Genomic DNA, 21,142 nt, shown 5'->3' on the forward strand with positions numbered 1-21,142 from the left:
GACCACGGTAGAAAGGGAGGCAGACGGGCGACAAGCGCGGAAAGCTGCGCGGATGTGCAGCATCACTGCGTTCTCACCGGGGCGCACGCACGACTCCTGCGCGCCGGGGACACGACTCCGCGCGCCCGACCGGACGGCGTACGGCGTCCCGCGCGCCCGGTGCGGTCATCCGGGGGCCGCGTGGGTGGCGCCCGCCTCCGGGCTCTCGGGGAGCAGGTGGGACAGCACCATCACGCTGATCGTCTTGCGGATGAACGGCTCGGCGCGGATCCGCTCCAGCACCTCCTCGAAGTGCTCCACGTCCCGGGCCCGCACGTGCAGCAGCGCGTCGGCGCCGCCGGTCACCGTCATGGCCGCCGCGATCTCCGGATGGTTGCGGACCACCTCCGCCAGGCGCCGGGGCGGGGCCGCGCCCTCGCAGTACACCTCGACGTACGCCTCCGTGCGCCAGCCCAGCGCGGCCGGCCTGACCGTCGCCGTGAACCCGGTGATCACCCCGGTCTCCCGCAGCCGGTCCACGCGCCGCTTGACGGCCGTCGCGGACAGCCCCACGTCCACGCCGATCTCCGCGAAACTGGTCCGGGCGTTCGCCATGAGGGCCGTGACGATCCGGCGGTCCAGCTCGTCGAACGCGGGTGTCCTGCTGTTCATGCGGGCACTGTAGCCAGCTCCCGCGCGCCGTGGCTCAGGACCGGACGACGATCGCGGCGAGGGTCAGCAGACCCAGCACCACCCAGCCGAACCACAGCCAGCCGTTGCTGCCGAGCGTGACCGTGTAGGCGGTCACCAGCACCAGCGTGCCGGCCGTGAGAGCCCCCATCGTCTTGGTGGAACCGTTCGTGGAACCGGGCATCGCGACACCCTCCTCGTGGTCCGTCCCGACCCATGGTGCCCCCATTCCCGCCCGGGCGGGATACGGCGACGGGCCGGAGCCCCCGGCTCCGGCCCGCGAAGGACGCCCGACTCAGCCCTTGCGGGCGCTCAGCGAGGCCAGGTAGGCGTTGTACGCCTCCAGCTCCTTGTCGCCGTCCCGGTCGGCGGCCCGGTCCTGGCGCTTGGCCTGCCGCTGCTCGGAGCGGTACCACTGGAACAGCAGCGCGATCAGCACCAGCACCGACGGAACCTCGCTGAACGCCCAGGCGATGCCGCCGGCGGAACTCTGGTCGGACAGCGCGTCGATGCCCAGCGAGGCCGGCGGGTGCTCGAAGGTGCTCACCATGGGCGTGGACGCCATCATCAGGGCGATACCGAAGAACGCGTGGAACGGCATGCCCGCGAACAGCTCCAGCATCCGCATCAGATGACCCGGCCGGTGCGGACCGGGGTCCACGCCGATGATGGGCCAGAAGAACACCACACCGACCGCGAGGAAGTGCACCATCATCGCGATGTGCCCGGTCTTCGAGCCCATCAGGAAGTCGAACAGCGGGGTGAAGTACAGGGCGTACAGGCTCGCGATGAACAGCGGGATGGTGAACGCGGGATGGGTGATCACCCGCATGTACCGGCTGTGCAGCAGCATCAGCAGCAGCTCGCGCGGCCCCTTGCGGCCCTTGCCGACGGCCGGCAGCGCGCGCAGCGCCAGCGTGACCGGGGCGCCGAGCAGGATCAGGATCGGCGACAGCATGCTGATCACCATGTGCTGCACCATGTGCACGCTGAACATGACCATGCCGTAGTCGTTCAGCTTGGTGCACATCACCAGCGCGATGGTGAGCACACCGACGACGTAGGAGACGGTACGGCTCACCGGCCAGGCGTCCCCGCGCCGCCGCAGCCGGACGACACCCCAGCCGTACAGGGCCAGCCCGGCCAGACAGGCGACGAGGAAGAACGGCTCCGCCGACCACTCGAGCCCTCGCCCCAGCGTGAACGGCGGCAGATCCATCGTCATGCCGTGCCCGCTGTGATCCATCCGCCGGCTCCTGTTTCGTGGGGGTTGTGCGAGTTGTCCGCCCCAAGAGTAGAACCGCCCCCGGTCGCGGCCGCGACCGGGGGCGGGTTGTTCTTCTGTGAACTACAAGACGCACTCCGCCTCGGCGTACCGCTCGGTCGGGACCGTCTTCAGCGTCTCCACGGCCTCGGCCAACGGCACCATGACGATGTCCGTCCCGCGCAGCGCGGTCATCGCCCCGAACTCGCCCCGGTGCACCGCCTCCACCGCGTGCCACCCGAACCGCGTGGCCAGCACCCTGTCGTACGCCGTGGGCGTCCCGCCCCGCTGCACATGCCCGAGGATCACCGGCCGGGCCTCCTTGCCGAGCCGGTGCTCCAGCTCGACCGACAGCTGCCGGGCGATGCCCGCGAAGCGCTCGTGGCCGTAGACGTCCGTGCCGCCCTCGTCGAACTCCATGGTGCCGGGGCGCGGCTTGGCGCCCTCCGCGGCGACCACGATGGCGAACCGCTTGCCCGCCGCGAACCGCTCGCCGACCTTCCGCGTCAGCTCCTCGATGTCGAAGGGCCGCTCGGGCACGACGACGGCGTGGGCGCCGGCCGCCATGCCGGAGTGCAGCGCGATCCAGCCGGTGTGCCGGCCCATGACCTCCACGATGAGCACCCGCTGATGGGACTCGGCGGTGGTCTTCAGCCGGTCCAGGGCCTCGGTCGCCACGGTCACCGCGGTGTCGAAACCGAAGGTGACATCGGTGACGGCGATGTCGTTGTCGATGGTCTTGGGCACGCCCACGATGGGCAGCCCGTTGTCCGAGAGCAGCCGGGCCGCCTTCAGGGTGCCTTCGCCGCCGATCGGGATGATCGCGTCCAGGCCCAGCTCCGCCACATGGCCCCGGGCCCGCTCCACGCCGTCGCGCAAGTGCTCCGGGCGGACCCGGGAGGAGCCGAGGACGGTGCCGCCGCGGGCCAGGATGCCGGACACGGCGTCGAGGTCGAGCTTTCGGTAGTCGCACTCCAGGAGGCCTTTCCAGCCGTCCCGGAAACCGATGACCTCGTCGCCGTGGTCGACGACGGCACGGTGCACGACGGACCGGATGACGGCATTCAGGCCGGGGCAGTCGCCGCCGGACGTGAGGACACCAATGCGCATAGCCCGAATTACCTTCTCAACGTGGGCCGGGTGAACCGGACCACGTTGTCCGGCGGATTCCCGGCCACCCTACCGGCGCCAGGGGGTGGCTCCGTAGCGGGCGTCCGCCTGCTGGACGCGCCCGCACATGTGAGCGGTCGAGCCGTCAGGCGGGCCCGCCGGGAGTCTGCCGGAGCACGCCGGAATCCCGCTGAGGGGACGGTCGCGCGGGCTGCCGTCCCGTCCCTTTCCAGCCGGTCAGGCGGGCTGCTGGGCCGCCGCGATGCGCTCGTTGCGCAGCGCCTCGTACCAGCGGTCGTCGATCGGCGGCAGCGCGTTGACGTCGAGCGCCAGCTTCAGCAGCAGGTCGGCGATCAGCGGGTTGCGGGCGAGGACCGGCCCGTGCATGTACGTGCCGAAGACGGTCCCGTTGTACGCGCCCTCCGTGCCGTCCCCGGTGCCGTTGCCCTTGCCGATCTTCACCCGGGCGAACGGGCGGGCGGTGGGGCCGAGGTGGGTGACGCCCTGGTGGTTCTCGAAGCCGGTCAGCGGAGGCAGCCCGAGCTGTGGGTCGATGTCCCCGAGGACGTCGCCGACGCACCGCTCGCCCTCGCCGCGCACCGACACCACGTCGAGCAGGCCGAGGCCCGGCTCGCGCTGGCCGAGGTCGTTGATGAACTCGTGGCCGAGGATCTGGTAGCCGGCGCACACCGAGAAGACGATCGCGCCGTTCTCCACCGCGCGGTGCAGATGGCCGTCCCGGCGCAGCCGCTCGGCCGCGAGCCGCTGCGGACGGTCCTCGCCGCCGCCGATCAGATAGATGTCGCCGGAGGTCGGGATCGGCTGGTCGCTGCGCACGTCGAGCCGGGCCACGTCCAGGCCGCGCTGCCGGGCCCGCCGCTCCACGACGAGGGCGTTGCCCTGGTCGCCGTAGGTGCTCAGCAGGTCCGGGTAGATCCACACCAGCCGCAGTTGGTTGTCGCTCATGAGGTGATCGCCCCTTCGAAGATCAGTTGCCGACGCGGCGGCGCAGGTCCTGGAACGCGGTGTAGTTCGCGATGACCTCGATCCGGCCCGGCGGGCACATCTGCACGGCCTGGTCGAGGCTGTCGCAGACCTGGAAGTGCTGGTTCGCGACCTCCAGACGGACGGCGAGGTCCAGCTTCCGGTCGCCGATGACGAAGATCGGGTGGCCGGTCAGCCGGGTGTAGTCGACGTCCCACAGCCAGGAGGTGTCGGTGCCGTCGGCCCCGCGGGCGTTCACGGACAGGATCACCGGCGCCGGCGGCGGGTCGATCAGGGAGAACGTCTCCAGCCAGCCGGCCGGGTTCTTGGCCAGCAGCAGCCGCAGATCGCGGTTCTGGAACTGGACGACGTCGTACCGGCCGGCCACGGCCTGCACCTGGTACATCCGCTCCAGGGCGACCTGCGGCGGCACTCCGAAGACGGCGGCGACGGCGGCGGAGGAGGCGGCGTTGGCCTTGTTGGCGCGGCCCGGCAGCTGGAGGTGGATCGGCCAGGCGGACCCGTGCGGGTCCAGCACGTGGTCGCCGGAGAGCGCCCAGCTCGGCGTGGGCCGGCGGAAGCCGCACTCGCCGCAGAACCAGTCGTCGCCGGGGCGCTGCATCACGCCGCCGCACGACGGGCAGGACCAGGCGTCGTCCTTCCACATCTGCCCGGCCGCGACCCAGACCACGTTCGGGGAGGAGGAGGCGGCCCAGACCACCAGCGGGTCGTCGCAGTTGGCGACGACGACGGCCTTGGTCCCGGCCAGGCCCTCGCGCCAGTTCTCGGCGAGCATCCGGGTCTCGGCGGCGCGGTCCAGCTGGTCCCGCGAGAGGTTCAGCAGGGCGATGCACTTGGGGTCGGTGTCCCGGGCCACACCGGCCAGGTACTTCTCGTCGACCTCGATGACGCCGAACTTCGCGTCCGAGCCGCCCGCGAGCGCGGAGGTGATGCCGGCCGGCATGTTGGCGCCGAGCGCGTTGGACACGACCGGGCCCGCGGCGCGCAGCGCCTCGGCGATGAGCCGGGTGGTCGTGGTCTTGCCGTTGGTCGCCGACACCAGGACGACGTCCAGGCTCTGGGCGAGCCGCCCGAGCAGGTCGGGGTCGAGTTTCAGCGCGACCCGGCCGCCGATCACCGACCCGCTGCCGCGTCCCGCGGCGCGCGATGCCGCAGCGACCGCCTTGCCCGCGGTCACGGCCAGCTTGGCCCGCGGCGAGAGCGGGTCCGAGTTGCCTGCCATCAGTTCTCGATCCTCCTTGCGTACGCGCCGCGCCTGGGGCCATCCGGCAGCGTGGTGGGACCCTCAGCCTATCGAGATCCATTCGCACACCCGAATCCCGGCCCAAACCCTTGCGCGGCGGGCGTGAGCTGAACGAACCGTACCCTTGCCGCCATGCGACACGGTTCCATTCCGGGCGCCCGCGGGCGCGTCCGGCCTCTCACCCTGCTCGGCGACGCGCCGCTGCGCGAGCCCTGCCGGGACGTCACCGACTTCGGCCCCGCCCTCGCGGACCTCGTGGAGGACCTGTTCGCCACGATGTACGCGGCGCGCGGTGTCGGACTGGCGGCGAACCAAGTGGGCGTGCCCCTGCGGGTGTTCGTCTACGACTGCCCCGACGACGAGGACGTGCGCCACCTGGGTCATGTGGTGAACCCACGGCTGGTGGAGGCGGACGGTGTGGTGATCCGGGGACCGGAGGGCTGTCTCTCGCTGCCGGGCCTGGAGGCGGGCACCGAGCGCTACGACCACGCGGTGGTCGAGGGCCGGACGGTGACCGGGGAGCCGGTCACCGTGCACGGCACCGGCTTCTTCGCCCGGTGCCTGCAGCACGAGTGCGACCACCTGGAGGGCGGGATCTACGCCGACCGTCTGACGGGATGGCGTCACCGGAGGCTGATGCGGCAGGTCTCCCGCGCTCCGTGGCACCGGGGGAGCGGCACGGAGCGCTAGCGCGGGTGCGGCCGGGAGGGCGGGCGTCAGAACCCGGGGCCGCCCACCCGGTCGCCGGCGGCGGCCAGGCGTCCCCACAGCAGGTCGGCGAGGGAGCGCACCAGGTCGGCGCGGGAGCAGGGACGTTCGCCGAGCCACCAGTCGCCGGCCGCGTGCATCATCCCGACGATCCCGTGGCCCCACACCCGGGCCAGCCGCTGGCTCTCCGGGCCGAGGTCCACGCGCTCCTCGATGACCTGCGCCAGCTCCTCGCCCATCCGCCGCAGCAGCGGCACGGAGTGCTTGCCGACGTCGAAGCCCTGCTCGCCGCCGGTGCCGCCCTCGGCCGGATGCATCAGGAACCGGTACACCTGGGGCCGTGCCTCGATCGCGGCGAGATAGGTGTCCAGGGTGGACTCGACCCGCTCGCGCCGGCCGGCCGGCGCGTCCAGCGCCGCCCGCAGCGAGGACAGCAGGGCGTCGGTGTGCCGCTTGGCCAAGGCCGCGTAAAGACCGCCCTTGTCGCCGAAGTGCCGGTAGAGGATCGGTTTGGTGATCCCCGCTTCCGCCGCGATCGCGTTCATCGACGCCTGCGGGCCGTCGCGCAGCACCACCCGGTCGGCGGCCTCCAGCAGCTCGCGCCGGCGGCGGTCGGCGGACCGCTGCTGCTCGGTCCGCTGTGTGGTGTCCATGTGCTCTCCCCACCCGTGCTGATTCGGTGACGCCTGCGCAAACTAACACTGACCGCGGCCTCGGCATCGAACGGGAGGGCGAGGGGCCCGCGGCGGTTGACATTCCTACCGGCCGGTAACAGACTCTCGTTACCGTTAGTAACATCGCACCGCCGCTGGAGGGGACATGGCCGAGTTCACCATGGAGCTGAACGACGAGCAGAAGGAAGTCCGGGACTGGCTCCATGGCTTCGCCGAGGACGTGATCCGCCCGGCGGCGGCCGAGTGGGACGAGCGCGAGGAGACGCCCTGGCCCGTCATCCAGGAGGCCGCGAAGGTCGGCATCTACTCCCTCGACTTCTACGCGCAGCAGTACTTCGACCCCACCGGCCTCGGCATCCCGATGGCGATGGAGGAGCTGTTCTGGGGCGACGCGGGCATCGCCCTGTCCATCGTGGGCACCGGCCTCGCCGCCGTGGGCGTCCTCGCCAACGGCACCGACGAGCAGATCGGCACCTGGATCCCGCAGATGTACGGCGACCAGAACGACGTCAAGGTCGCCGCGTTCTGCTCCTCCGAGCCCGACGCCGGCTCCGACGTGGCCTCCATGCGGACCCGGGCCGTGTACGACGAGGCCAAGGACGAGTGGGTGATCAACGGCACGAAGACCTGGGCGACCAACGGCGGCATCGCCAACGTCCACGTGGTCGTCGCCGTCGTCGACCCGGAGCTGGGCTCCAAGGGCCACGCCTCCTTCATCGTCCCGCCGGGCACGCCCGGCCTGTCCCAGGGGCAGAAGTTCAAGAAGCACGGCATCCGCGCCTCGCACACCGCCGAGGTCGTCCTCGACAACGTCCGGGTGCCCGGCTCCTGCCTGCTCGGCGGCAAGGAGAAACTGGACGAGCGGCTCGCACGGGCCCGGGAGAAGGCCAAGGCCGCCGGGGGCGAGCGCGTGAAGAACGCGGCCATGGCCACCTTCGAGGCCTCCCGGCCGGCCGTCGGCGCCATGGCCGTGGGCACCGCCCGCGCCGCCTACGAGGTCGCGCTCGACTACGCGAAGACGCGCGAGCAGTTCGGGCGGCCGATCATCGACAACCAGGGCGTGGCCTTCCAGCTGGCGGACATGCGCACCCGGATCGACGCGGCGCGGCTGCTGGTGTGGCGGGCCTCCTGGATGGCGGTCAACGGCAGGCCGTTCACCGCGGCCGAGGGGTCCATGTCCAAGCTGTTCGCGAGCGAGACCGCGAAGAAGGTGACCGCGCAGGCCGTCCAGATCCTGGGCGGCAACGGATACACGCGCGAGTACCCGGTGGAGCGGATGCACCGGGACGCCGCGATCTACACCATCTTCGAGGGGACGAGCGAGATCCAGCGGCTGGTCATCGCGCGGACGCTGTCGGGCATGCCGATCCGCTAGCGCCGCGGCGGAGCCGCACACCGCGTACGGCTCCGCCCTCTCACCGGTGCTTCAAAGGCGTGAGCTGCTCGATGTCGTACTTCGCCCGCAGCGCCTCGATCGCCTCCTGGTCCGGCGGACCTCCGTCGGCCAGGATCTCCAGGAGTTCCTCGAAGTAGCGTTCGTGGTCGGGCGGGGGAGAGGCCTGGAAGAACATCTTCGCCGGGGCGTCCGTGGGGTTGGCGAAGGCGTGGGGGCAGCCCGGCGGTACGACGATGACCGTGCCCGGTGTCGCGCGCACCACCCGGTTGCCCGAACGCGACTGCCACCTCTGCCAGTTGTCGGGCGTACGGATGCGCGGCTCGAAGGCGAGGACGTCCAGCTCGCCTTCGAGGACGTAGAACAACTCCTCGCTGCGCGTGTGCACATGGGCGCCGACGTCGAAGCCGGGCGGGACCTCCACCTCGAAGGTGGAGGCCATCCGCGAGTGGGTGCCGGTGACCTTGAACGTCACCCGCTGGGCCGGGGTCTCGACGACACGGCCGCGCCCCGGTGGCACGTACAGTCCCTCGATCTCGGTCATGGGCGGCTCACCACGTCACCGGCAGGGCCTCGGGACCGCGGATCAACGCGCCTTTCCTGAACGGCACTTGGTCCGGCGGCACGGCCAGCCTGAGGCCCGGTACCCGGTCCAGCAGGGCGTCGGCCAGCAGCTCCTCCTCCAGGCGGGCCAGGATGCCGCCGGGGCAGTAGTGCGGGCCGAAGCCGAAGGCCACGTGCGGGTTGGGGCTGCGCGAGACGTCGATGGTGTCCGGGTCGGGAAAGACCTCGGGGTCGCGGTTGGCGGCCACGTAGGAGACGTAGACCGGGTCACCGGCGCGGATGCGGACACCGCCGATCTCCACGTCCTCCAGGGCGATGCGGGACAGCCCGACCGCGTTGCGGTGCGGGATGTAGCGCAGGAGTTCGTCGATCGCCCGCGGCCGGAGCCCGGGCTCCGCGCGCAGCCGTTCCAGCAGCCGGGGACGGGTCAGCAGCAGGTAGAAGAGCTGTCCGCTGTTGCTGGTGACCGCCTCGCCGCCGATCTGGAGGAGGACGGCGAGGCCGACGGCCTGGTCCCGGGTGATCTCCCGGCGGCCCACTGCGGCGCCCAGCAGCGAGGTGACGTCCTCGCCGGTGCCCTGCCCGCGCCGCCCGATCAGCCCGGCGAAGTACGCGGCCATCTCCCGCTTGGCCCGCTCGCTGATCCGCTTGCCGTGCGAGGAGGAGAGGATCAGCCCGGTCCAGGTGTGCAGGGCGTGCCGGTCGCCGGCCGGGACGCCCATCAGCTCGCAGATCACCGCGATCGGGAACGGGCCGAGCACCGCGCTGGTGAGGTCCGCGGGCGGGCCGCCCCGCAGCAGCTCGTCGACCAGCTCGTCCAGCTGGGCGCGCGCCTTCTCGCGGACCCGTTCCACGCCCTTGGCGGTGAACGCGGCGGCCACCGAGCGGCGCAGCCGGGTGTGTTCGGGCGGATCGAGGAAGCCGACCGCGCCCGGTTCGGGGATGAAGTGCGGGGCGAGGCGGGTGACCTGCTTGGCCATGACCGCCTCCCGGCTGAAGCGGGGGTCGTTCGTCACCCGGCGCACGTCCTCGTACCGGGTGACCAGCCAGGCCCAGCCCTCGCCGTGCGGCAGCTGGACCCGGGTGAGCGGGCCCTCCGCCATCAGATCGGCCAGCACCCGGTCGAAGTCGGTCCCGGGCAGATCGAGCGCCGGCCAGTGCCTCACCGGGGGCAGGGTCTCGGGGAGCGCCGGCGCGGTCACCGCCCGGCCCCGTCCCCGTCGGCCCAGCGGCCGACCGTCATCTCGGCGGTGATACCGGGGCCGAACCCGGCGAGCAGCCCGCGCGCCCGGTCCTCGGCGCCGCCCTCGTCGAACAGCCGGCGCAGCGCGTCCAGGACGACGGCGCTGGCGATGTTGCCGTACTCGGTGAGCGTGGCCCGGCTGAACCGGAACGCGTGCGGATCGACCTCGAGGAACTTGCTCAGGTCGTCGAGTATGCGCGGACCGCCCGCGTGGATGATGTAGAAGTCCAGGTCGGACGCGTCCCAGCCGTGGGTGCCGGCCAGTTCCCTGAGGGCCGGGGCGAGCGGCTCCATGGTCGTCGGCACCCGCTTGTCCAGCAGGAAGTGGAAGCCGGTCGCGCGCACGTCGTAGGCGATCCAGTCCTCCGTCTTCGGGATCAGGTAGGAGCCGTTGCGCTCCAGGCGGACGCCCCGGCCGCCGCGCCCGCGGACCACGGCGGCGGCGATGCCGTCGCCGAACAGCCCGTTGGAGAGCAGCGAGCCGATGCCGAGGTCGGTGGGCTGGTAGCACAGCGAGCAGAACTCGCAGGCCACGATGAGCGCGTTCGCGTGCGGATAGGCCGAGCAGAAGTCGTGCGCCCGGTTGATCGCCGCGCCGCCGGCCGCGCAGCCGAGCTGGGCGATCGGGAGCTGGCGAGTGGTGCTGTCGAAGTCCATCTCGTTGATCAGCCAGGCCGTGAGCGAGGGCATCATGAAGCCCGTGCAGGACACGTAGATGATCACGTCGATGTCGCTGGTGAGCAGTTCCGCGTCGTCCAGCGCCCGCTGGATCACGGCGGGGACCCGGGCCTTGGCCTCGGCCTCGTAGAGCTTGTTGCGCTCCTCGAAGCCCGGATGCCTGAGGGTTTCCTCGATGGGCTGGACGATGTGCCGCGTCTTGACGCCGGTGTTCTCGATCAGCCTGAGGGCCAGTGACAGTTGTGGGTGGTCGGCGTGGCGGGAGCGCGCCAGCTCCAGCGTCTCCTCCATCGTGATCACGTACTCCGGGACCGACACCGAGGGCTTGCACAAGGTCGCCATGAACCGTCCCTGCTTTCCGCGTTCCGGAAGGCTTTCGCCCGCCGGTCAGAAGGTGGGTTCGCGCCTGTGGGCGCTCCCTCCACCGTCACCCGGGAGGGCGATGGATCTCGCGTTGGGTTACTCCGAACCGGGGACGCGGGGTCCGGCCCGACGGGCGATTCATGCCCCCGGACGAGGGAAAACAGCAGGACAGCCGTTACCTCCGGGCCGACGGCGGCGGTTCGTCCGCCTGCCGCCGGGTACCCGGTGAGCGCGGTGGCGGGCGGTCTACTGCGTTCCGCTGCTGTGCGCGATGCACGCGACGTCGATCCGGTCGGCCAGCTTGGCCAGCTCGATCGTCAGCGCGGCCACGGTGTCCTCGTCGAGCGCCTGCTCGCCCGCCTCGACCAGGTGCAGCCACCGCGCGCCCACGGTCCGCAACAACTTACTCACGTCGGCCGCCGAGACCTGCAAGGCCCCGCGGTCGTCGACGATCAGAGGCAGGGTCACTTCGCGGTTCACAGGACGGGATGGTAGTCGCGCGGCCCTCACGCACCCTGCCAAACCGTGGTGATGTTGCAGAACTCCCGGATTCCGTGCCCGGACAGCTCACGCCCGTACCCCGAGCGCTTCACCCCGCCGAACGGGAACGCCGGATGGGAGGCGGTCATCCCGTTGACGTACACCGAACCGGCCTCCAGGTCCCGGACGAACCGCTCGACCTCGCCCTCGTCCCGGGTCCAGACGTTGGAACTCAGGCCGAAGGCCGAGTCGTTGGCGATGAGCACGGCCTCGTCCACGTCCTCCGCCCGGTACAGCGTGGCGACCGGTCCGAACGCCTCCTCGCGGTGGACGCGCATCTCCCGCGTGATGCCGGCGAGCACGGTCGGCGGGTAGAACCAGCCGGGCCCGTCCGGCCGCTCGCCGCCGCACAGCACCCGCGCGCCACCGCGCCGGGCGTCGTCGACCAGCTCCACCAGATCCTCGCGGGCCCGCTCGCCGGCCAGCGGACCGATCTCGGTGTCCTCCGCCAGCGGGTCGCCGATCTTGAGGGCCCGCATGCCCGCGACGAACTTCTCGGCGAAGGCGTCGTGGACGTCGGTGTGCACGATGAACCGCTTGGCGGCGATGCAGGACTGCCCGTTGTTCTGCACGCGCGCGGTCACCGCGACCTCGGCCGCGCGGTCGAGGTCGGCGGAGGGCATCACGATGTACGGGTCGCTGCCGCCCAGCTCCAGCACCGTCTTCTTGATCATCTCGCCGGCGGTGGACGCGACCGCCCGGCCCGCCGGTTCGCTGCCGGTCAGGGTGGCCGCCTTGACCCGTTCGTCGCGCAGGATGTCGTCCACCGCGCCGGAGCCGATCAGCAGCGTCTGGAAGCAGCCCTCAGCGAAGCCCGCCCGGTGGAACAGGTCCTCCAGGTACAGGGCCGTCTGCGGCACGTTGGAGGCGTGCTTGAGCAGGCCGACGTTGCCGGCCATCAGGGCGGGCGCCGCGAACCGGACGACCTGCCACAGCGGGAAGTTCCACGGCATCACGGCGAGCACCGGGCCGAGCGGCCGGTACCGCACCCGTACCCGCAAGGCACCGGAGTCGCGCACGTCCGCCTCGGCGGGCTCCTCGTCGGCCAGCAGCCGTTCGGCGTGCTCGGCGTACCAGCGCATGGCCTTCGCGCACTTCGCCGCCTCCGCGCGGGCCTGCCGGACCGGCTTGCCCATCTCGGTGGTGACGACCCGGCCGATCTCCCGCTGGTCCTCGTCCAGCAGATCGGCGGCCTTGTTCAGCAGCCGGGCGCGCTCGGCGAACGAGGTCGTCCGGTACGTACGGAACGTGGCCTCGGCCAGCTCCAGCCGGCGTTCCAGTTCGTCCTCGTCCATGGGCTCGTACGTCTTGAGCGTCTCGCCGTTCGCCGGGTTCACCGTTGCGATGGGCATGACCGACCTCCCTGGGAGCGGGCTTGTCTCGACCTTCGCGCGCGGCCCGGCAAGTCGCAACGCGACAGGTCCTCGGGTCAGCCCGAGTGCTCCGCCAGCCGGTCGAGAAACGCGGCCTGCGCCGTGATGATCACCGCACGGGCCCGGTCCAGCCCCCACCACGCCACCCGGTCCAGCTCCGGGAACTCCTGCCGCCGGCCGGAGCGCGGCGGCCACTCCATGGTGAAGGTCCCCGGGTCGATCGTCTCCGGGTCGAGGTCCGCCTCCACCGCCCAGGCCGTGACGATCTTGCCGTTGCGCTGCACGACCTCGCCCAGCGGTACGGCCTCCCCGTCGGGCGGCGCCACCCCCAGCTCCTCCCGGAACTCCCGCCGGGCCGCCTCCCAGGCCGGCTCCGCGGGGTCGTACTCGCCCTTGGGCACGGTCCAGGCGCCCGCGTCCTTCTTCGCCCACAGCGGGCCGCCCATATGGCCGAGCAACACCTCGAGCCCCCGGCCCGTGTGCCGGAACAACAGCAGTCCCGCGCTCCGCTTCACCGTCCGCACCGTCACGGTCCGGCCTCCGGGTGGGCTGCCAGCAGGGCCTGGACGGTGTCGGCCTCCTCGGGGCGCTTGTCCTCGCGGTAGCGGATCACGCGGGCGAAGCGGAGGGTGACACCGGCCGGATAGCGGGTGGAGCGCTGGAGTCCGTCGTAGGCGATCTCCACGACGAGTTCGGGGCGCACCCGGACCACCCGGCCGTCGTCCTCGACCGCCAGCTCCTCCAGCCGTCCGGTCTGCCAGGCGAGCATCGCGTCCGTCATGCCCTTGAAGGTCTTGCCGAGCATCGCGAAGCCTCCGTCCGGGGTGCGGGCGCCGAGATGGAGGTTGGACAGCCGGCCGGTGCGCCGGCCGTGGCCCCACTCGGCGGCCAGCACCACCAGGTCCAGCGTGTGCACGGGCTTGACCTTCAGCCAGGACGCGCCGCGCCGGCCCGCGCTGTAGGGCGCGGCCAGGCCCTTGACCACCACGCCCTCGTGGCCCCGGGCCAGGGTGTCGGCGAGGAACCGTTCCGCCTCCGGGATGTCCCCGGGCCCGGAGACCAGCGTGCGCCGCACCCGCATCGGCCCGGGCACCAGCCGGGCCAGCTCGGCGTGCCGCTTGGCGAACGGCAGGTCGAGCAGGTCGCGGCCGTCCACCGCGAGGGCGTCGAAGAAGACGGGGGAGACCGGGACCTCCTCGGCCGCCCGTGCCACGTCCGTGCGCGAGCCGACCCGGCCCGCCGTCTCCTGGAAGGACCGGGGCCGCCCCGCCGCGTCCCAGGAGATCACCTCCCCGTCCAGGATGAACCGTTCGCCCGGCAACGCCAGCGCGGCGGCGGTGACTTCGGGCAGCCGGCCGGTGATGTCGTCCAGGGTGCGGGTGTGGACGCGCACCCGGTCGCCGTCCCGGTGCACCTGGACCCGGATGCCGTCCAGCTTCTCCTCCACCGCGCAGGCGCCCAGCTTCTCCACCGCCTCCGCCACCGACGACGCGCTGTGCGCCAGCATCGGCAGCACCGGGCGGCCCACCGTGAGCCGGAACCGCTCCAGCGCCGCCGGCCCCTCGCCGAGCAGCGCCCCGGCCACCGTCTGGAGCGACCCCGCGAGCATCACGGCCCGCCGTACGTCCGCCGGGTCCGCGCCGGTCGCCCGGGCCAGGCCCTCGACGGCCACCGCGTCCAGGGCGCCCTGGCGGACCTCGCCGGTGAGCAGACCGAGCAGGAAGCGCTGCTCGGCCTCGGTGGCCGCGCCCATCAGCTCGCCGACGATCCGGGCCCGCTCCGCCTGGGCGCCGGGCCCGGCCACCTCGCCCAGCTCGCCGAGCCGGGCGTCGACCTCGCGCACGGTGAGCGTCGGCTCGGCGGCCGGCGGCACCGGGCGGCCCAGCACCTTCCAGCCGACGCCGAGCCGGCCCTGCGGCAGCCGCCCGGCCAGATAGGGGATGACGATCGGCGCGTCCGCCGCCTCGGCCTCCCGGAACAACTCCGCGAGCAGCGCGGTCTTGCGGGACCGCGCCGCCGTCGCGGCGACCTCCCGGGACACCTCGGCCAGCCGGGTCAGCAGCATGTCCCCAGAGTGCACCGCGGGCGCCGGGTCTACACCCCCACGGCCGCGTCGAGGTCGGCCGTCAGCAGTTCCGCGTTGATCGCCGCGCCCGCCCGGTACCCCCCGCTCACCGCGTTCACCACCTGCTCGGCGTATCCGCTCGCGTTGCCCGCAGCCCACAGCCCGGGCACGCTCGTCAGGCCCCGTTCGTCGGTCACCGGGTAGCTGCCGAACGGGGTCTCGCGCAGCTCGGCGCCCAGCTTGACGAGCAGACCGTTGTTCGGGACGGCGCGCGGGGCGGCGTACAGCACCGCGCGGTCGTGCACCGAGCCGTCCGAAAGCCGCACCCCGGTGAGCCGGTCGCCGGTGACCACCAGTCCCGCCACCTCGCCGGGCACCACCGTGACCCCGGCGGCGGCCAGCCGGCGCAGGTCCTGGTCGGTCAGGTCCGCCTCGTCCACCCGGTGCAGGAAGAGCCGTACGTCCTTCGACCACTGGGTGACCATCAGCGCCTGGTGCACGCTGAGCGGCGAGGTGGCGAGGACGCCGGTCGGCAGGTCGCGCACCTCCCAGCCGTGGCAGTACGGGCAGTGCAGCACGTCCCGGCCGAACCGCTCGGCCAGTCCCGGCACCGGCGGCAGCTCGTCCGTCAGACCGGTGGCGATCACCAGCTGCCGGGCCCGCACGGTCCGGTTCCCGGCGAGGGCGACGGTGAAGTCCGCCTCCTTCACCGCGTCCACCACCCGGTCTTGGACCAGCTCCACCCCGTAGCGGGCGATCTCCGCGCGCCCCACCGCCAGGAACTCGGCCGGGGACATGCCGTCCCGGGAGAGGTACCCCTGCATGTGCGCGGACGGCGCGTTGCGCGGCTCGCCCGCGTCGACCACCAGGGTGCGGCGCCGGGACCGGCCCAGCACCAGCGCGGCGGACAGCCCGGCCGCCCCGCCGCCGACGACGACCACTTCGTACTTCTCGGTCATGGTGACCACCTCCGCCCCGACCGTCGCCCACGCGGTGCCGCATTGACAAACAGCTTTGCCGAATCTGCAATAAGGACATGAGTACCGACGACGTTCTCGCCGAGGTCGGCCCCCGGCTGCGCCGGCTCCGCAAGGACCGGCAGGTGACCCTGGCGGCGCTGTCCGAGGCCACCGGCATCTCCGTGAGCACCCTCTCCCGGCTGGAGTCCGGTCTGCGCAAGCCCAGCCTGGAGCTGCTGCTGCCCATCGCCCAGGCCCACCAGGTCCCGCTGGACGAACTGGTCGGCGCCCCGCCGGTCGGCGACCCCCGGGTGCGGGCCCGGCCGATCACGCGGCACGGGCGCACCCTGTATCCGCTGACCCGGCAGCCCGGCGGGCTCCAGGCCTACAAGGTGATCGAGCCCCCGCGCGGCACCGAGCCCGACCCCCGTACCCACGAGGGCTACGAATGGCTGTACGTGCTCTCCGGGCGGCTGCGCCTGGTGCTCGGACAGCACGACGTCGTGCTCTCGCCGGGAGAGGCGGCCGAGTTCGACACCCGCGTGCCGCACTGGTTCGGGCCGGACGGAGACGGCCCGGTGGAGTTCCTGAGCCTGTTCGGACCGCAGGGGGAGCGGATGCACGTTCGGGCGCGGCCGGCCCGGTCGTGACGGCCGCCGCGTCCGAGGAGTCCCGCCGGCTGTTCCCTGATCGGCAAGCGACCGCTTAGTATGCGGTCGGACCCGGTCAGACGAAGCAGTCCCGTGGAGGCCCCGCATGCAGGCATGGCAAGTGCACGAGAACGGCGAGCCGAGCGAGGTGATGCGCCTGGCGGAGACGGAGCGGCCCACGCCCGGTCCCGGCCAGGTGCTGCTGCGGGTGCGCGCCGCCAACGTCAACTTCCCCGACGCGCTGCTGTGCCGGGGCCAGTACCAGGTGCGCCCGCCGCTGCCCTTCACGCCCGGCGTGGAGATCTGCGGCGAGACCGAGGACGGCCGCCGGGTGATCGCCAACCCCGCGCTGCCGTACGGCGGTTTCGCCGAGTACGCCGTCGCCGACGCCCGCGCCCTGCTTCCCGCGCCGGACGCGCTGGACGACGCCGAGGCCGCCGCCCTGCACATCGGCTACCAGACCGGCTGGTTCGGCCTGCACCGGCGCGCCCGCCTGGCGGCCGGGGAGACCCTGCTCGTGCACGCCGCCGCCGGAGGCGTGGGCAGCGCCGCCGTCCAGCTCGGCAAGGCGGCCGGCGCCACCGTGATCGGTGTGGTGGGCGGCGCCCGGAAGGCCGACGTCGCCCGGGAACTGGGCTGCGACGTGGTGATCGACCGGCGCGCCGAGGACGTCGTCGCCGCCGTGAAGGAGGCCACCGGCGGCCGGGGCGCCGACGTGGTCTACGACCCGGTCGGCGGCGAGGCCTACACCCAGTCCGCCAAGGTCGTCGCCTTCGAGGGCCGGATCGTCGTCGTCGGCTTCGCCGGCGGTACCATCCCCGCCCCCGCCCTCAACCACGCCCTGGTGAAGAACTACTCGATCCTCGGCCTGCACTGGGGCCTGTACAACACCAAGAACCCGGAGCTGGTCCGGCACTGTCACGAGCAGCTCACCGAGCTGGCCGCGCGGGGCGCGGTGCGGCCGCTGGTCAGCGAGCGGGTGCCGCTCGCCGGCGCGGCCGGTGCCGTACAGCGGGTCGCCGACGGGGTGACCACCGGCCGGATCGCCGTCGTACCGGAGAACGGAGCCGCCGCATGACCGACACCGAAGAACTGCGCAGCCGCACCCGGGAGTTCCTCGCGCAGCACCCGCCCGCGAGCACCGACCGCCTGGACTTCCTGCGGGCCCGGTTCGACGCCGGCCTCGCCTGGGTGCACTACCCGGAGGGCCTCGGCGGCCTCGGCGCCCCGCGCTCCCTCCAGGCCGTCGTGGAGGCCGAGCTGGAGGCCGCCGGCGCCCCCGACAACGACCCCCGGCGCATCGGCATCGGCCTCGGCATGGCCGCGCCGACCCTCCTCGCGTACGGCACCGAGGAGCAGAAGCGGCGCTATCTGCGGCCCCTGTGGACCGGGGAGGAGGTCTGGTGCCAGCTGTTCAGCGAGCCCGGCGCCGGCTCCGACCTGGCCGCGCTCGGCACCCGGGCGGTCCGTGAAGGCGACGGATGGGTGGTCGACGGGCAGAAGGTGTGGACCTCCAGCGCCCATCTCGCCCGCTGGGCCATCCTGATCGCCCGCACCGACCCGGGCGTGCCCAAGCACCAGGGCATCACCTACTTCGTCTGCGACATGACCGACCCGGGCGTGGAGGTCCGGCCGCTGCGCCAGATCACCGGCGAGGCCGAGTTCAACGAGGTCTTCCTCACCGGCGTCCGCATCCCCGACGACCGCCGCCTCGGCGCGGTCGGCGACGGCTGGCGGGTCGCCCAGACCACGCTCAACAACGAACGCGTCGCCATCGGCGGCATGGCCCAGCCCCGCGAGGGCGGCATGATCGGCCCCGTCGCGAAGACCTGGCGCGAACGCCCGGAACTGCGCACCCACGAACTGCACCAGCGGCTGCTGACGCTGTGGGTGGAGGCCGAGGTGGCCCGGTTCACCAGCGAGCGGCTGCGCCAGCAGCTCGTCGCCGGCCAGCCCGGACCCGAGGGCGCCGGCATGAAGCTCGCCTTCGCCCGCCTCAACCAGGAGATCAGCGGCCTGGAGGTGGAACTGCGGGGCGAAGAGGGCCTGTTGTACGACGACTGGACCATGCGCCGACCCGAACACGTCGACTTCACCGGACGCGACGCCGGCTACCGCTATCTGCGCTCCAAGGGCAACAGCATCGAGGGCGGCACCAGCGAGGTGCTGCTGAACATCGTGGCCGAGCGCGTCCTGGGCCTGCCCGCCGAGCCGCGCACCGACAAGGACGTCGCCTGGAAGGACCTCGCCCGATGACGGATCTGCTGTACTCCGAGGAGGAAGAGGCGCTGCGCGCCGCCGTCCGCGACCTGCTCACGGACCACTGCGCACCGGCCGGCGTGCTCGCCCGCACCGAGTCGGACGCGCCTCACGACCGCGCCCTGTGGAAGTCCCTCGCCGAGGACATGGGCCTGGCCGGTCTCCTGGTGCCCGAGGAGCAGGGCGGCCAGGGCGCCTCCCACCGCGAGGCGGCCGTCGTCCTGGAGGAGCTGGGCCGGGCCGTTGCCCCGGTGCCGTACCTCACCAGCGCGGTCGTGGCCACCGAGGCACTGCTCGCCTGCGGCGACGGCGAACTGCTGGGACGGCTGGCCTCCGGGCGGACCATCGGCGCCCTGGCGGTCGGCCTGCACACCGGCCCGGCCGCCGGCATCAGGACCGTCCGGGCGGAGAACGGCACCCTGCACGGCGAGCTGACCGGGATCGCGGACGCGGCCGCCGCCGACGTGCTGCTCGTCCCGGCCGACGACGGCGGCCTGTACGCCGTCGCCGCCGATGCCGCGACGGTCCTGCCGCAGACCTCCCTGGACCTGACCCGGCCGCTGGCCACCGTACGGCTCGCGGGCGCCGCCGGCCGCCGCGTCGGGGACGCAGGGCCCGCCGTGCGCCGGGCCCTGCGCGCCGCCGCCGGACTGCTCGCGGCCGAACAGCTCGGGGTCGCCGACTGGGCGCTGACGGAGACGGTCCGCTATCTGAAGGAGCGCAAGCAGTTCAACCGGCCGGTCGGCGGTTTCCAGGCGCTCAAGCACCGGCTGGCCCGGCTGTGGCTGGAGGTGGTCCACCTGAGGGCCGCCGCCCGCGCCGCCGCCGACGCCCTCGCCTCCGGAAAGGACACCGACGTCACGGTGGCCGTCGCCCAGGCCTACGCCGCCCCCGTCGCCGTACGCGCCACCGAGGAGGCGCTGCAACTGCACGGCGGGATCGGCATGACCTGGGAACACCCCGTCCACCTGTATCTGAAGCGGGCCAAGGCGGACTCGATCGCCTACGGCACGGCGGGCGCCCACCGCGAGGCGCTGGCCGCACTGGTCGACCTCCAGGCCCCGTGACGGTCCCCCGGTGAAGCCCGCCCCACCCGGGGCGGGCCTTCCGCGCGCCCGAAGTGAACAGCACGCCAACTCCCCGTCGCACGGGATCCCTTGGGGCGCACCCGCACGCATACTCTCCCCGGTCCCCATCATCCCCAGGGAGGCAGCGCATGGCCCTCACCACCCGTCGCGGAGCCCTCACCACCCTCGGCGCCGCCCTCGCCGGCACCCTCGCCCTGCCCGCGAGCGACGCGCTGGCCGGTGAACGCCGGCGGCGGCCCCGCCCGCTGTGGCAGGCCCACGCCCACAACGACTACGCCCACCCGCGGCCCCTCCACGACGCCCTCGACCACCGCTTCGGCAGCGTCGAAGCCGACATCTTCCTCGTCGGCGACCAGCTCCTCGTCGGCCACGAGGCATCCGGCCTCGACCCGTCCCGCACCCTGGAATCCCTCTACCTGGAGCCGCTGGCCGCCCGGGTCGCCGCCCACCACGGCTCCGTCTACCGGGGCCGGCACCGCCCGCTGCAGCTACTCGTCGACATCAAGACCGAGGGCTCCGCGGCCTACCTCGCGCTCGACCGCCGGCTGCGCCGCCACCCGCGCCTGTTCACCCGGTACGTGCACGGCCGCGTCCACCCGGGACCGGTCACCGTCGTCGTCTCCGGGGACCGGGCGGCCCGTACGCCGATGGCCGCGCAGACCGAGCGGCACGCCTTCTACGACGGCCGGCTCACCGACCTGGCCGCCGCCTCCGCCCCCGCCTCCCTCATCCCGCTCATCAGCGACAACTGGACGCAGAACTTCACCTGGACGGGCAGCGGGACGTTCCCGGACGCCGAGCGGCGAAAGCTGCGGACCCTCACCGCCGCCGCGCACGCGCGCGGGCAGCGAATCCGGTTCTGGGCCACGCCCGACACCGCCGGTCCGGCCCGCGACGCGCTGTGGAGCGAGCTGCTGGCCGCCGGGGTGGACCACCTCAACACCGACGACCTCGCCGGGCTGGAGGCCTTCCTCGACGCCCGCGCCTCCGTGTAAGACCACACGATCGGCGGACACGTCAGCCGCCCGGACGAACCCTCCGCTACGTCACACTTGCGCCCGAAACGCCGCACATGGGGCGTAGCGGAGGAGGTTCCGATGGCGATTTCCATCTCTGTGGTGCTGCTGCTCCTGGTCCTGGTCGTGATCTTCATGCGCAGTGGCGCGCTGAAGGTCTCCCACGGCCTGGTCTGCATGCTGTTCGGCTTCTACATGGCCTGCACGAGCATGGCGCCCACCATCCACAGCGGACTTTCCGCGACCGCCGACCTGGTGAGCAGCCTGCGGCCCTGACC

23 protein-coding genes are annotated in these 21,142 nt (G+C 72.8%); 8 read left to right on the forward strand and 15 right to left on the reverse strand.

The window, feature by feature from the left end; translation table 11 throughout:
• Positions 1 to 165 precede the first annotated feature (165 nt).
• The 6 genes from SCK26_RS31675 to SCK26_RS31700 all read right to left on the reverse strand — a co-directional run bounded on the left by SCK26_RS31675 (position 166) and on the right by SCK26_RS31700 (position 5,270).
• Positions 166 to 651 carry an Lrp/AsnC family transcriptional regulator gene (locus SCK26_RS31675; RefSeq protein WP_318204763.1) on the reverse strand — a complete coding sequence of 162 codons (486 nt, stop codon included), beginning with the start codon at positions 649 to 651 and terminating at the stop codon, positions 166 to 168.
• A gap of 34 nt (positions 652 to 685) precedes the next feature.
• Positions 686 to 853, reverse strand: a complete 168-nt coding sequence (locus SCK26_RS31680) for a hypothetical protein (RefSeq protein ID WP_318204764.1) — start codon at positions 851 to 853, stop codon at positions 686 to 688.
• Positions 854 to 964: 111 nt separating this feature from the next.
• Complete coding sequence (locus SCK26_RS31685; protein ID WP_318204765.1) at positions 965 to 1,915, reverse strand: cytochrome c oxidase assembly protein; 951 nt, start codon at positions 1,913 to 1,915, stop codon at positions 965 to 967.
• A gap of 102 nt (positions 1,916 to 2,017) precedes the next feature.
• Complete coding sequence (locus tag SCK26_RS31690; protein ID WP_318204766.1) at positions 2,018 to 3,043, reverse strand: 6-phosphofructokinase; 1,026 nt, start codon at positions 3,041 to 3,043, stop codon at positions 2,018 to 2,020.
• Between the two features lie 237 nt (positions 3,044 to 3,280).
• Entirely contained in the window at positions 3,281 to 4,009 is a 729-nt protein-coding gene (locus tag SCK26_RS31695; protein ID WP_030775198.1) for a type 1 glutamine amidotransferase, read from the reverse strand.
• 22 nt (positions 4,010 to 4,031) lie between these two features.
• On the reverse strand, positions 4,032 to 5,270 hold the full coding sequence (locus SCK26_RS31700) for a MurT ligase domain-containing protein (protein WP_318204767.1): 1,239 nt from the start codon (positions 5,268 to 5,270) through the stop codon (positions 4,032 to 4,034).
• Positions 5,271 to 5,423: 153 nt separating this feature from the next.
• Here SCK26_RS31700 and def point away from each other — a divergent pair, with 153 nt between their 5' ends.
• The gene (gene def, locus SCK26_RS31705; RefSeq protein ID WP_318204768.1) at positions 5,424 to 5,981 is read left to right on the forward strand and encodes a peptide deformylase; all 558 of its coding nucleotides are present in this window, start codon (positions 5,424 to 5,426) and stop codon (positions 5,979 to 5,981) included.
• A 26-nt stretch (positions 5,982 to 6,007) separates the two neighbouring features.
• Here def and SCK26_RS31710 read toward each other — a convergent pair whose 3' ends face one another.
• Entirely contained in the window at positions 6,008 to 6,652 is a 645-nt protein-coding gene (locus SCK26_RS31710) for a TetR family transcriptional regulator (RefSeq protein ID WP_318204769.1), read from the reverse strand.
• Positions 6,653 to 6,818: 166 nt separating this feature from the next.
• Here SCK26_RS31710 and SCK26_RS31715 point away from each other — a divergent pair, with 166 nt between their 5' ends.
• Positions 6,819 to 8,048, forward strand: coding sequence for an acyl-CoA dehydrogenase family protein (locus tag SCK26_RS31715; protein WP_318204770.1), 1,230 nt, complete (start codon positions 6,819 to 6,821; stop codon positions 8,046 to 8,048).
• Between the two features lie 40 nt (positions 8,049 to 8,088).
• Here SCK26_RS31715 and SCK26_RS31720 read toward each other — a convergent pair whose 3' ends face one another.
• From SCK26_RS31720 to SCK26_RS31755, 8 genes are all read right to left on the reverse strand, one after another.
• Positions 8,089 to 8,610: a cupin domain-containing protein gene (locus SCK26_RS31720; protein WP_318204771.1), complete on the reverse strand. Its 522-nt coding sequence runs from the start codon at positions 8,608 to 8,610 to the stop codon at positions 8,089 to 8,091.
• Positions 8,611 to 8,617: 7 nt separating this feature from the next.
• The gene (locus SCK26_RS31725; protein ID WP_412080872.1) at positions 8,618 to 9,805 is read right to left on the reverse strand and encodes a cytochrome P450; all 1,188 of its coding nucleotides are present in this window, start codon (positions 9,803 to 9,805) and stop codon (positions 8,618 to 8,620) included.
• A 23-nt stretch (positions 9,806 to 9,828) separates the two neighbouring features.
• Positions 9,829 to 10,893: a type III polyketide synthase gene (locus SCK26_RS31730; RefSeq protein ID WP_318204773.1), complete on the reverse strand. Its 1,065-nt coding sequence runs from the start codon at positions 10,891 to 10,893 to the stop codon at positions 9,829 to 9,831.
• 267 nt (positions 10,894 to 11,160) lie between these two features.
• Entirely contained in the window at positions 11,161 to 11,394 is a 234-nt protein-coding gene (locus SCK26_RS31735; protein ID WP_318204774.1) for a DUF6213 family protein, read from the reverse strand.
• Between the two features lie 26 nt (positions 11,395 to 11,420).
• Positions 11,421 to 12,806, reverse strand: coding sequence for an NADP-dependent succinic semialdehyde dehydrogenase (locus tag SCK26_RS31740; protein WP_318204775.1), 1,386 nt, complete (start codon positions 12,804 to 12,806; stop codon positions 11,421 to 11,423).
• Positions 12,807 to 12,883: 77 nt separating this feature from the next.
• The gene (locus SCK26_RS31745) at positions 12,884 to 13,357 is read right to left on the reverse strand and encodes an NUDIX domain-containing protein (RefSeq protein ID WP_318204776.1); all 474 of its coding nucleotides are present in this window, start codon (positions 13,355 to 13,357) and stop codon (positions 12,884 to 12,886) included.
• Entirely contained in the window at positions 13,354 to 14,892 is a 1,539-nt protein-coding gene (locus SCK26_RS31750) for an ATP-dependent DNA ligase (RefSeq protein ID WP_318204777.1), read from the reverse strand. The genes SCK26_RS31745 and SCK26_RS31750 overlap by 4 nt, the downstream gene beginning before the upstream one ends.
• Positions 14,893 to 14,921: 29 nt before the next feature.
• Positions 14,922 to 15,851 (reverse strand): NAD(P)/FAD-dependent oxidoreductase, encoded by a 930-nt coding sequence (locus SCK26_RS31755; protein WP_318204778.1) that lies wholly within the window; start codon positions 15,849 to 15,851, stop codon positions 14,922 to 14,924.
• Positions 15,852 to 15,928: 77 nt separating this feature from the next.
• Here SCK26_RS31755 and SCK26_RS31760 point away from each other — a divergent pair, with 77 nt between their 5' ends.
• From SCK26_RS31760 to SCK26_RS31785, 6 genes are all read left to right on the forward strand, one after another.
• Positions 15,929 to 16,501, forward strand: coding sequence for a helix-turn-helix domain-containing protein (locus SCK26_RS31760; protein ID WP_318204779.1), 573 nt, complete (start codon positions 15,929 to 15,931; stop codon positions 16,499 to 16,501).
• 106 nt (positions 16,502 to 16,607) lie between these two features.
• On the forward strand, positions 16,608 to 17,579 hold the full coding sequence (locus SCK26_RS31765) for an NADPH:quinone oxidoreductase family protein (RefSeq protein ID WP_318204780.1): 972 nt from the start codon (positions 16,608 to 16,610) through the stop codon (positions 17,577 to 17,579).
• Positions 17,576 to 18,757 carry an acyl-CoA dehydrogenase family protein gene (locus tag SCK26_RS31770; protein ID WP_318204781.1) on the forward strand — a complete coding sequence of 394 codons (1,182 nt, stop codon included), beginning with the start codon at positions 17,576 to 17,578 and terminating at the stop codon, positions 18,755 to 18,757. Before SCK26_RS31765 ends, SCK26_RS31770 begins: the two co-directional genes overlap by 4 nt.
• Complete coding sequence (locus SCK26_RS31775) at positions 18,754 to 19,827, forward strand: acyl-CoA dehydrogenase family protein (protein ID WP_318204782.1); 1,074 nt, start codon at positions 18,754 to 18,756, stop codon at positions 19,825 to 19,827. The genes SCK26_RS31770 and SCK26_RS31775 overlap by 4 nt, the downstream gene beginning before the upstream one ends.
• A 149-nt stretch (positions 19,828 to 19,976) precedes the next feature.
• Positions 19,977 to 20,843, forward strand: a complete 867-nt coding sequence (locus SCK26_RS31780; RefSeq protein ID WP_318204783.1) for a phosphatidylinositol-specific phospholipase C/glycerophosphodiester phosphodiesterase family protein — start codon at positions 19,977 to 19,979, stop codon at positions 20,841 to 20,843.
• Positions 20,844 to 20,945: 102 nt separating this feature from the next.
• The gene (locus SCK26_RS31785) at positions 20,946 to 21,140 is read left to right on the forward strand and encodes a hypothetical protein (protein WP_318204784.1); all 195 of its coding nucleotides are present in this window, start codon (positions 20,946 to 20,948) and stop codon (positions 21,138 to 21,140) included.
• The last annotated feature ends 2 nt before the right edge of the window (positions 21,141 to 21,142 follow it).

This window comes from Streptomyces sp. SCL15-4 (genome assembly GCF_033366695.1).
Classification (GTDB): domain Bacteria; phylum Actinomycetota; class Actinomycetes; order Streptomycetales; family Streptomycetaceae; genus Streptomyces.

Bases quoted from the DNA above. Each gene is read 5' to 3' on its own strand.
- SCK26_RS31675 (WP_318204763.1), bottom strand. From the start codon at position 651: ATGAACAGCAGGACACCCGCGTTCGACGAGCTGGACCGCCGGATCGTC.
- SCK26_RS31680 (WP_318204764.1), bottom strand. From the start codon at position 853: ATGCCCGGTTCCACGAACGGTTCCACCAAGACGATGGGGGCTCTCACG.
- SCK26_RS31685 (WP_318204765.1), bottom strand. From the start codon at position 1,915: ATGGATCACAGCGGGCACGGCATGACGATGGATCTGCCGCCGTTCACG.
- SCK26_RS31690 (WP_318204766.1), bottom strand. From the start codon at position 3,043: ATGCGCATTGGTGTCCTCACGTCCGGCGGCGACTGCCCCGGCCTGAAT.
- SCK26_RS31695 (WP_030775198.1), bottom strand. From the start codon at position 4,009: ATGAGCGACAACCAACTGCGGCTGGTGTGGATCTACCCGGACCTGCTG.
- SCK26_RS31700 (WP_318204767.1), bottom strand. From the start codon at position 5,270: ATGGCAGGCAACTCGGACCCGCTCTCGCCGCGGGCCAAGCTGGCCGTG.
- def (WP_318204768.1), top strand. From the start codon at position 5,424: ATGCGACACGGTTCCATTCCGGGCGCCCGCGGGCGCGTCCGGCCTCTC.
- SCK26_RS31710 (WP_318204769.1), bottom strand. From the start codon at position 6,652: ATGGACACCACACAGCGGACCGAGCAGCAGCGGTCCGCCGACCGCCGC.
- SCK26_RS31715 (WP_318204770.1), top strand. From the start codon at position 6,819: ATGGCCGAGTTCACCATGGAGCTGAACGACGAGCAGAAGGAAGTCCGG.
- SCK26_RS31720 (WP_318204771.1), bottom strand. From the start codon at position 8,610: ATGACCGAGATCGAGGGACTGTACGTGCCACCGGGGCGCGGCCGTGTC.
- SCK26_RS31730 (WP_318204773.1), bottom strand. From the start codon at position 10,893: ATGGCGACCTTGTGCAAGCCCTCGGTGTCGGTCCCGGAGTACGTGATC.
- SCK26_RS31740 (WP_318204775.1), bottom strand. From the start codon at position 12,806: ATGCCCATCGCAACGGTGAACCCGGCGAACGGCGAGACGCTCAAGACG.
- SCK26_RS31750 (WP_318204777.1), bottom strand. From the start codon at position 14,892: ATGCTGCTGACCCGGCTGGCCGAGGTGTCCCGGGAGGTCGCCGCGACG.
- SCK26_RS31755 (WP_318204778.1), bottom strand. From the start codon at position 15,851: ATGACCGAGAAGTACGAAGTGGTCGTCGTCGGCGGCGGGGCGGCCGGG.
- SCK26_RS31760 (WP_318204779.1), top strand. From the start codon at position 15,929: ATGAGTACCGACGACGTTCTCGCCGAGGTCGGCCCCCGGCTGCGCCGG.
- SCK26_RS31765 (WP_318204780.1), top strand. From the start codon at position 16,608: ATGCAGGCATGGCAAGTGCACGAGAACGGCGAGCCGAGCGAGGTGATG.
- SCK26_RS31770 (WP_318204781.1), top strand. From the start codon at position 17,576: ATGACCGACACCGAAGAACTGCGCAGCCGCACCCGGGAGTTCCTCGCG.
- SCK26_RS31775 (WP_318204782.1), top strand. From the start codon at position 18,754: ATGACGGATCTGCTGTACTCCGAGGAGGAAGAGGCGCTGCGCGCCGCC.
- SCK26_RS31780 (WP_318204783.1), top strand. From the start codon at position 19,977: ATGGCCCTCACCACCCGTCGCGGAGCCCTCACCACCCTCGGCGCCGCC.
- SCK26_RS31785 (WP_318204784.1), top strand. From the start codon at position 20,946: ATGGCGATTTCCATCTCTGTGGTGCTGCTGCTCCTGGTCCTGGTCGTG.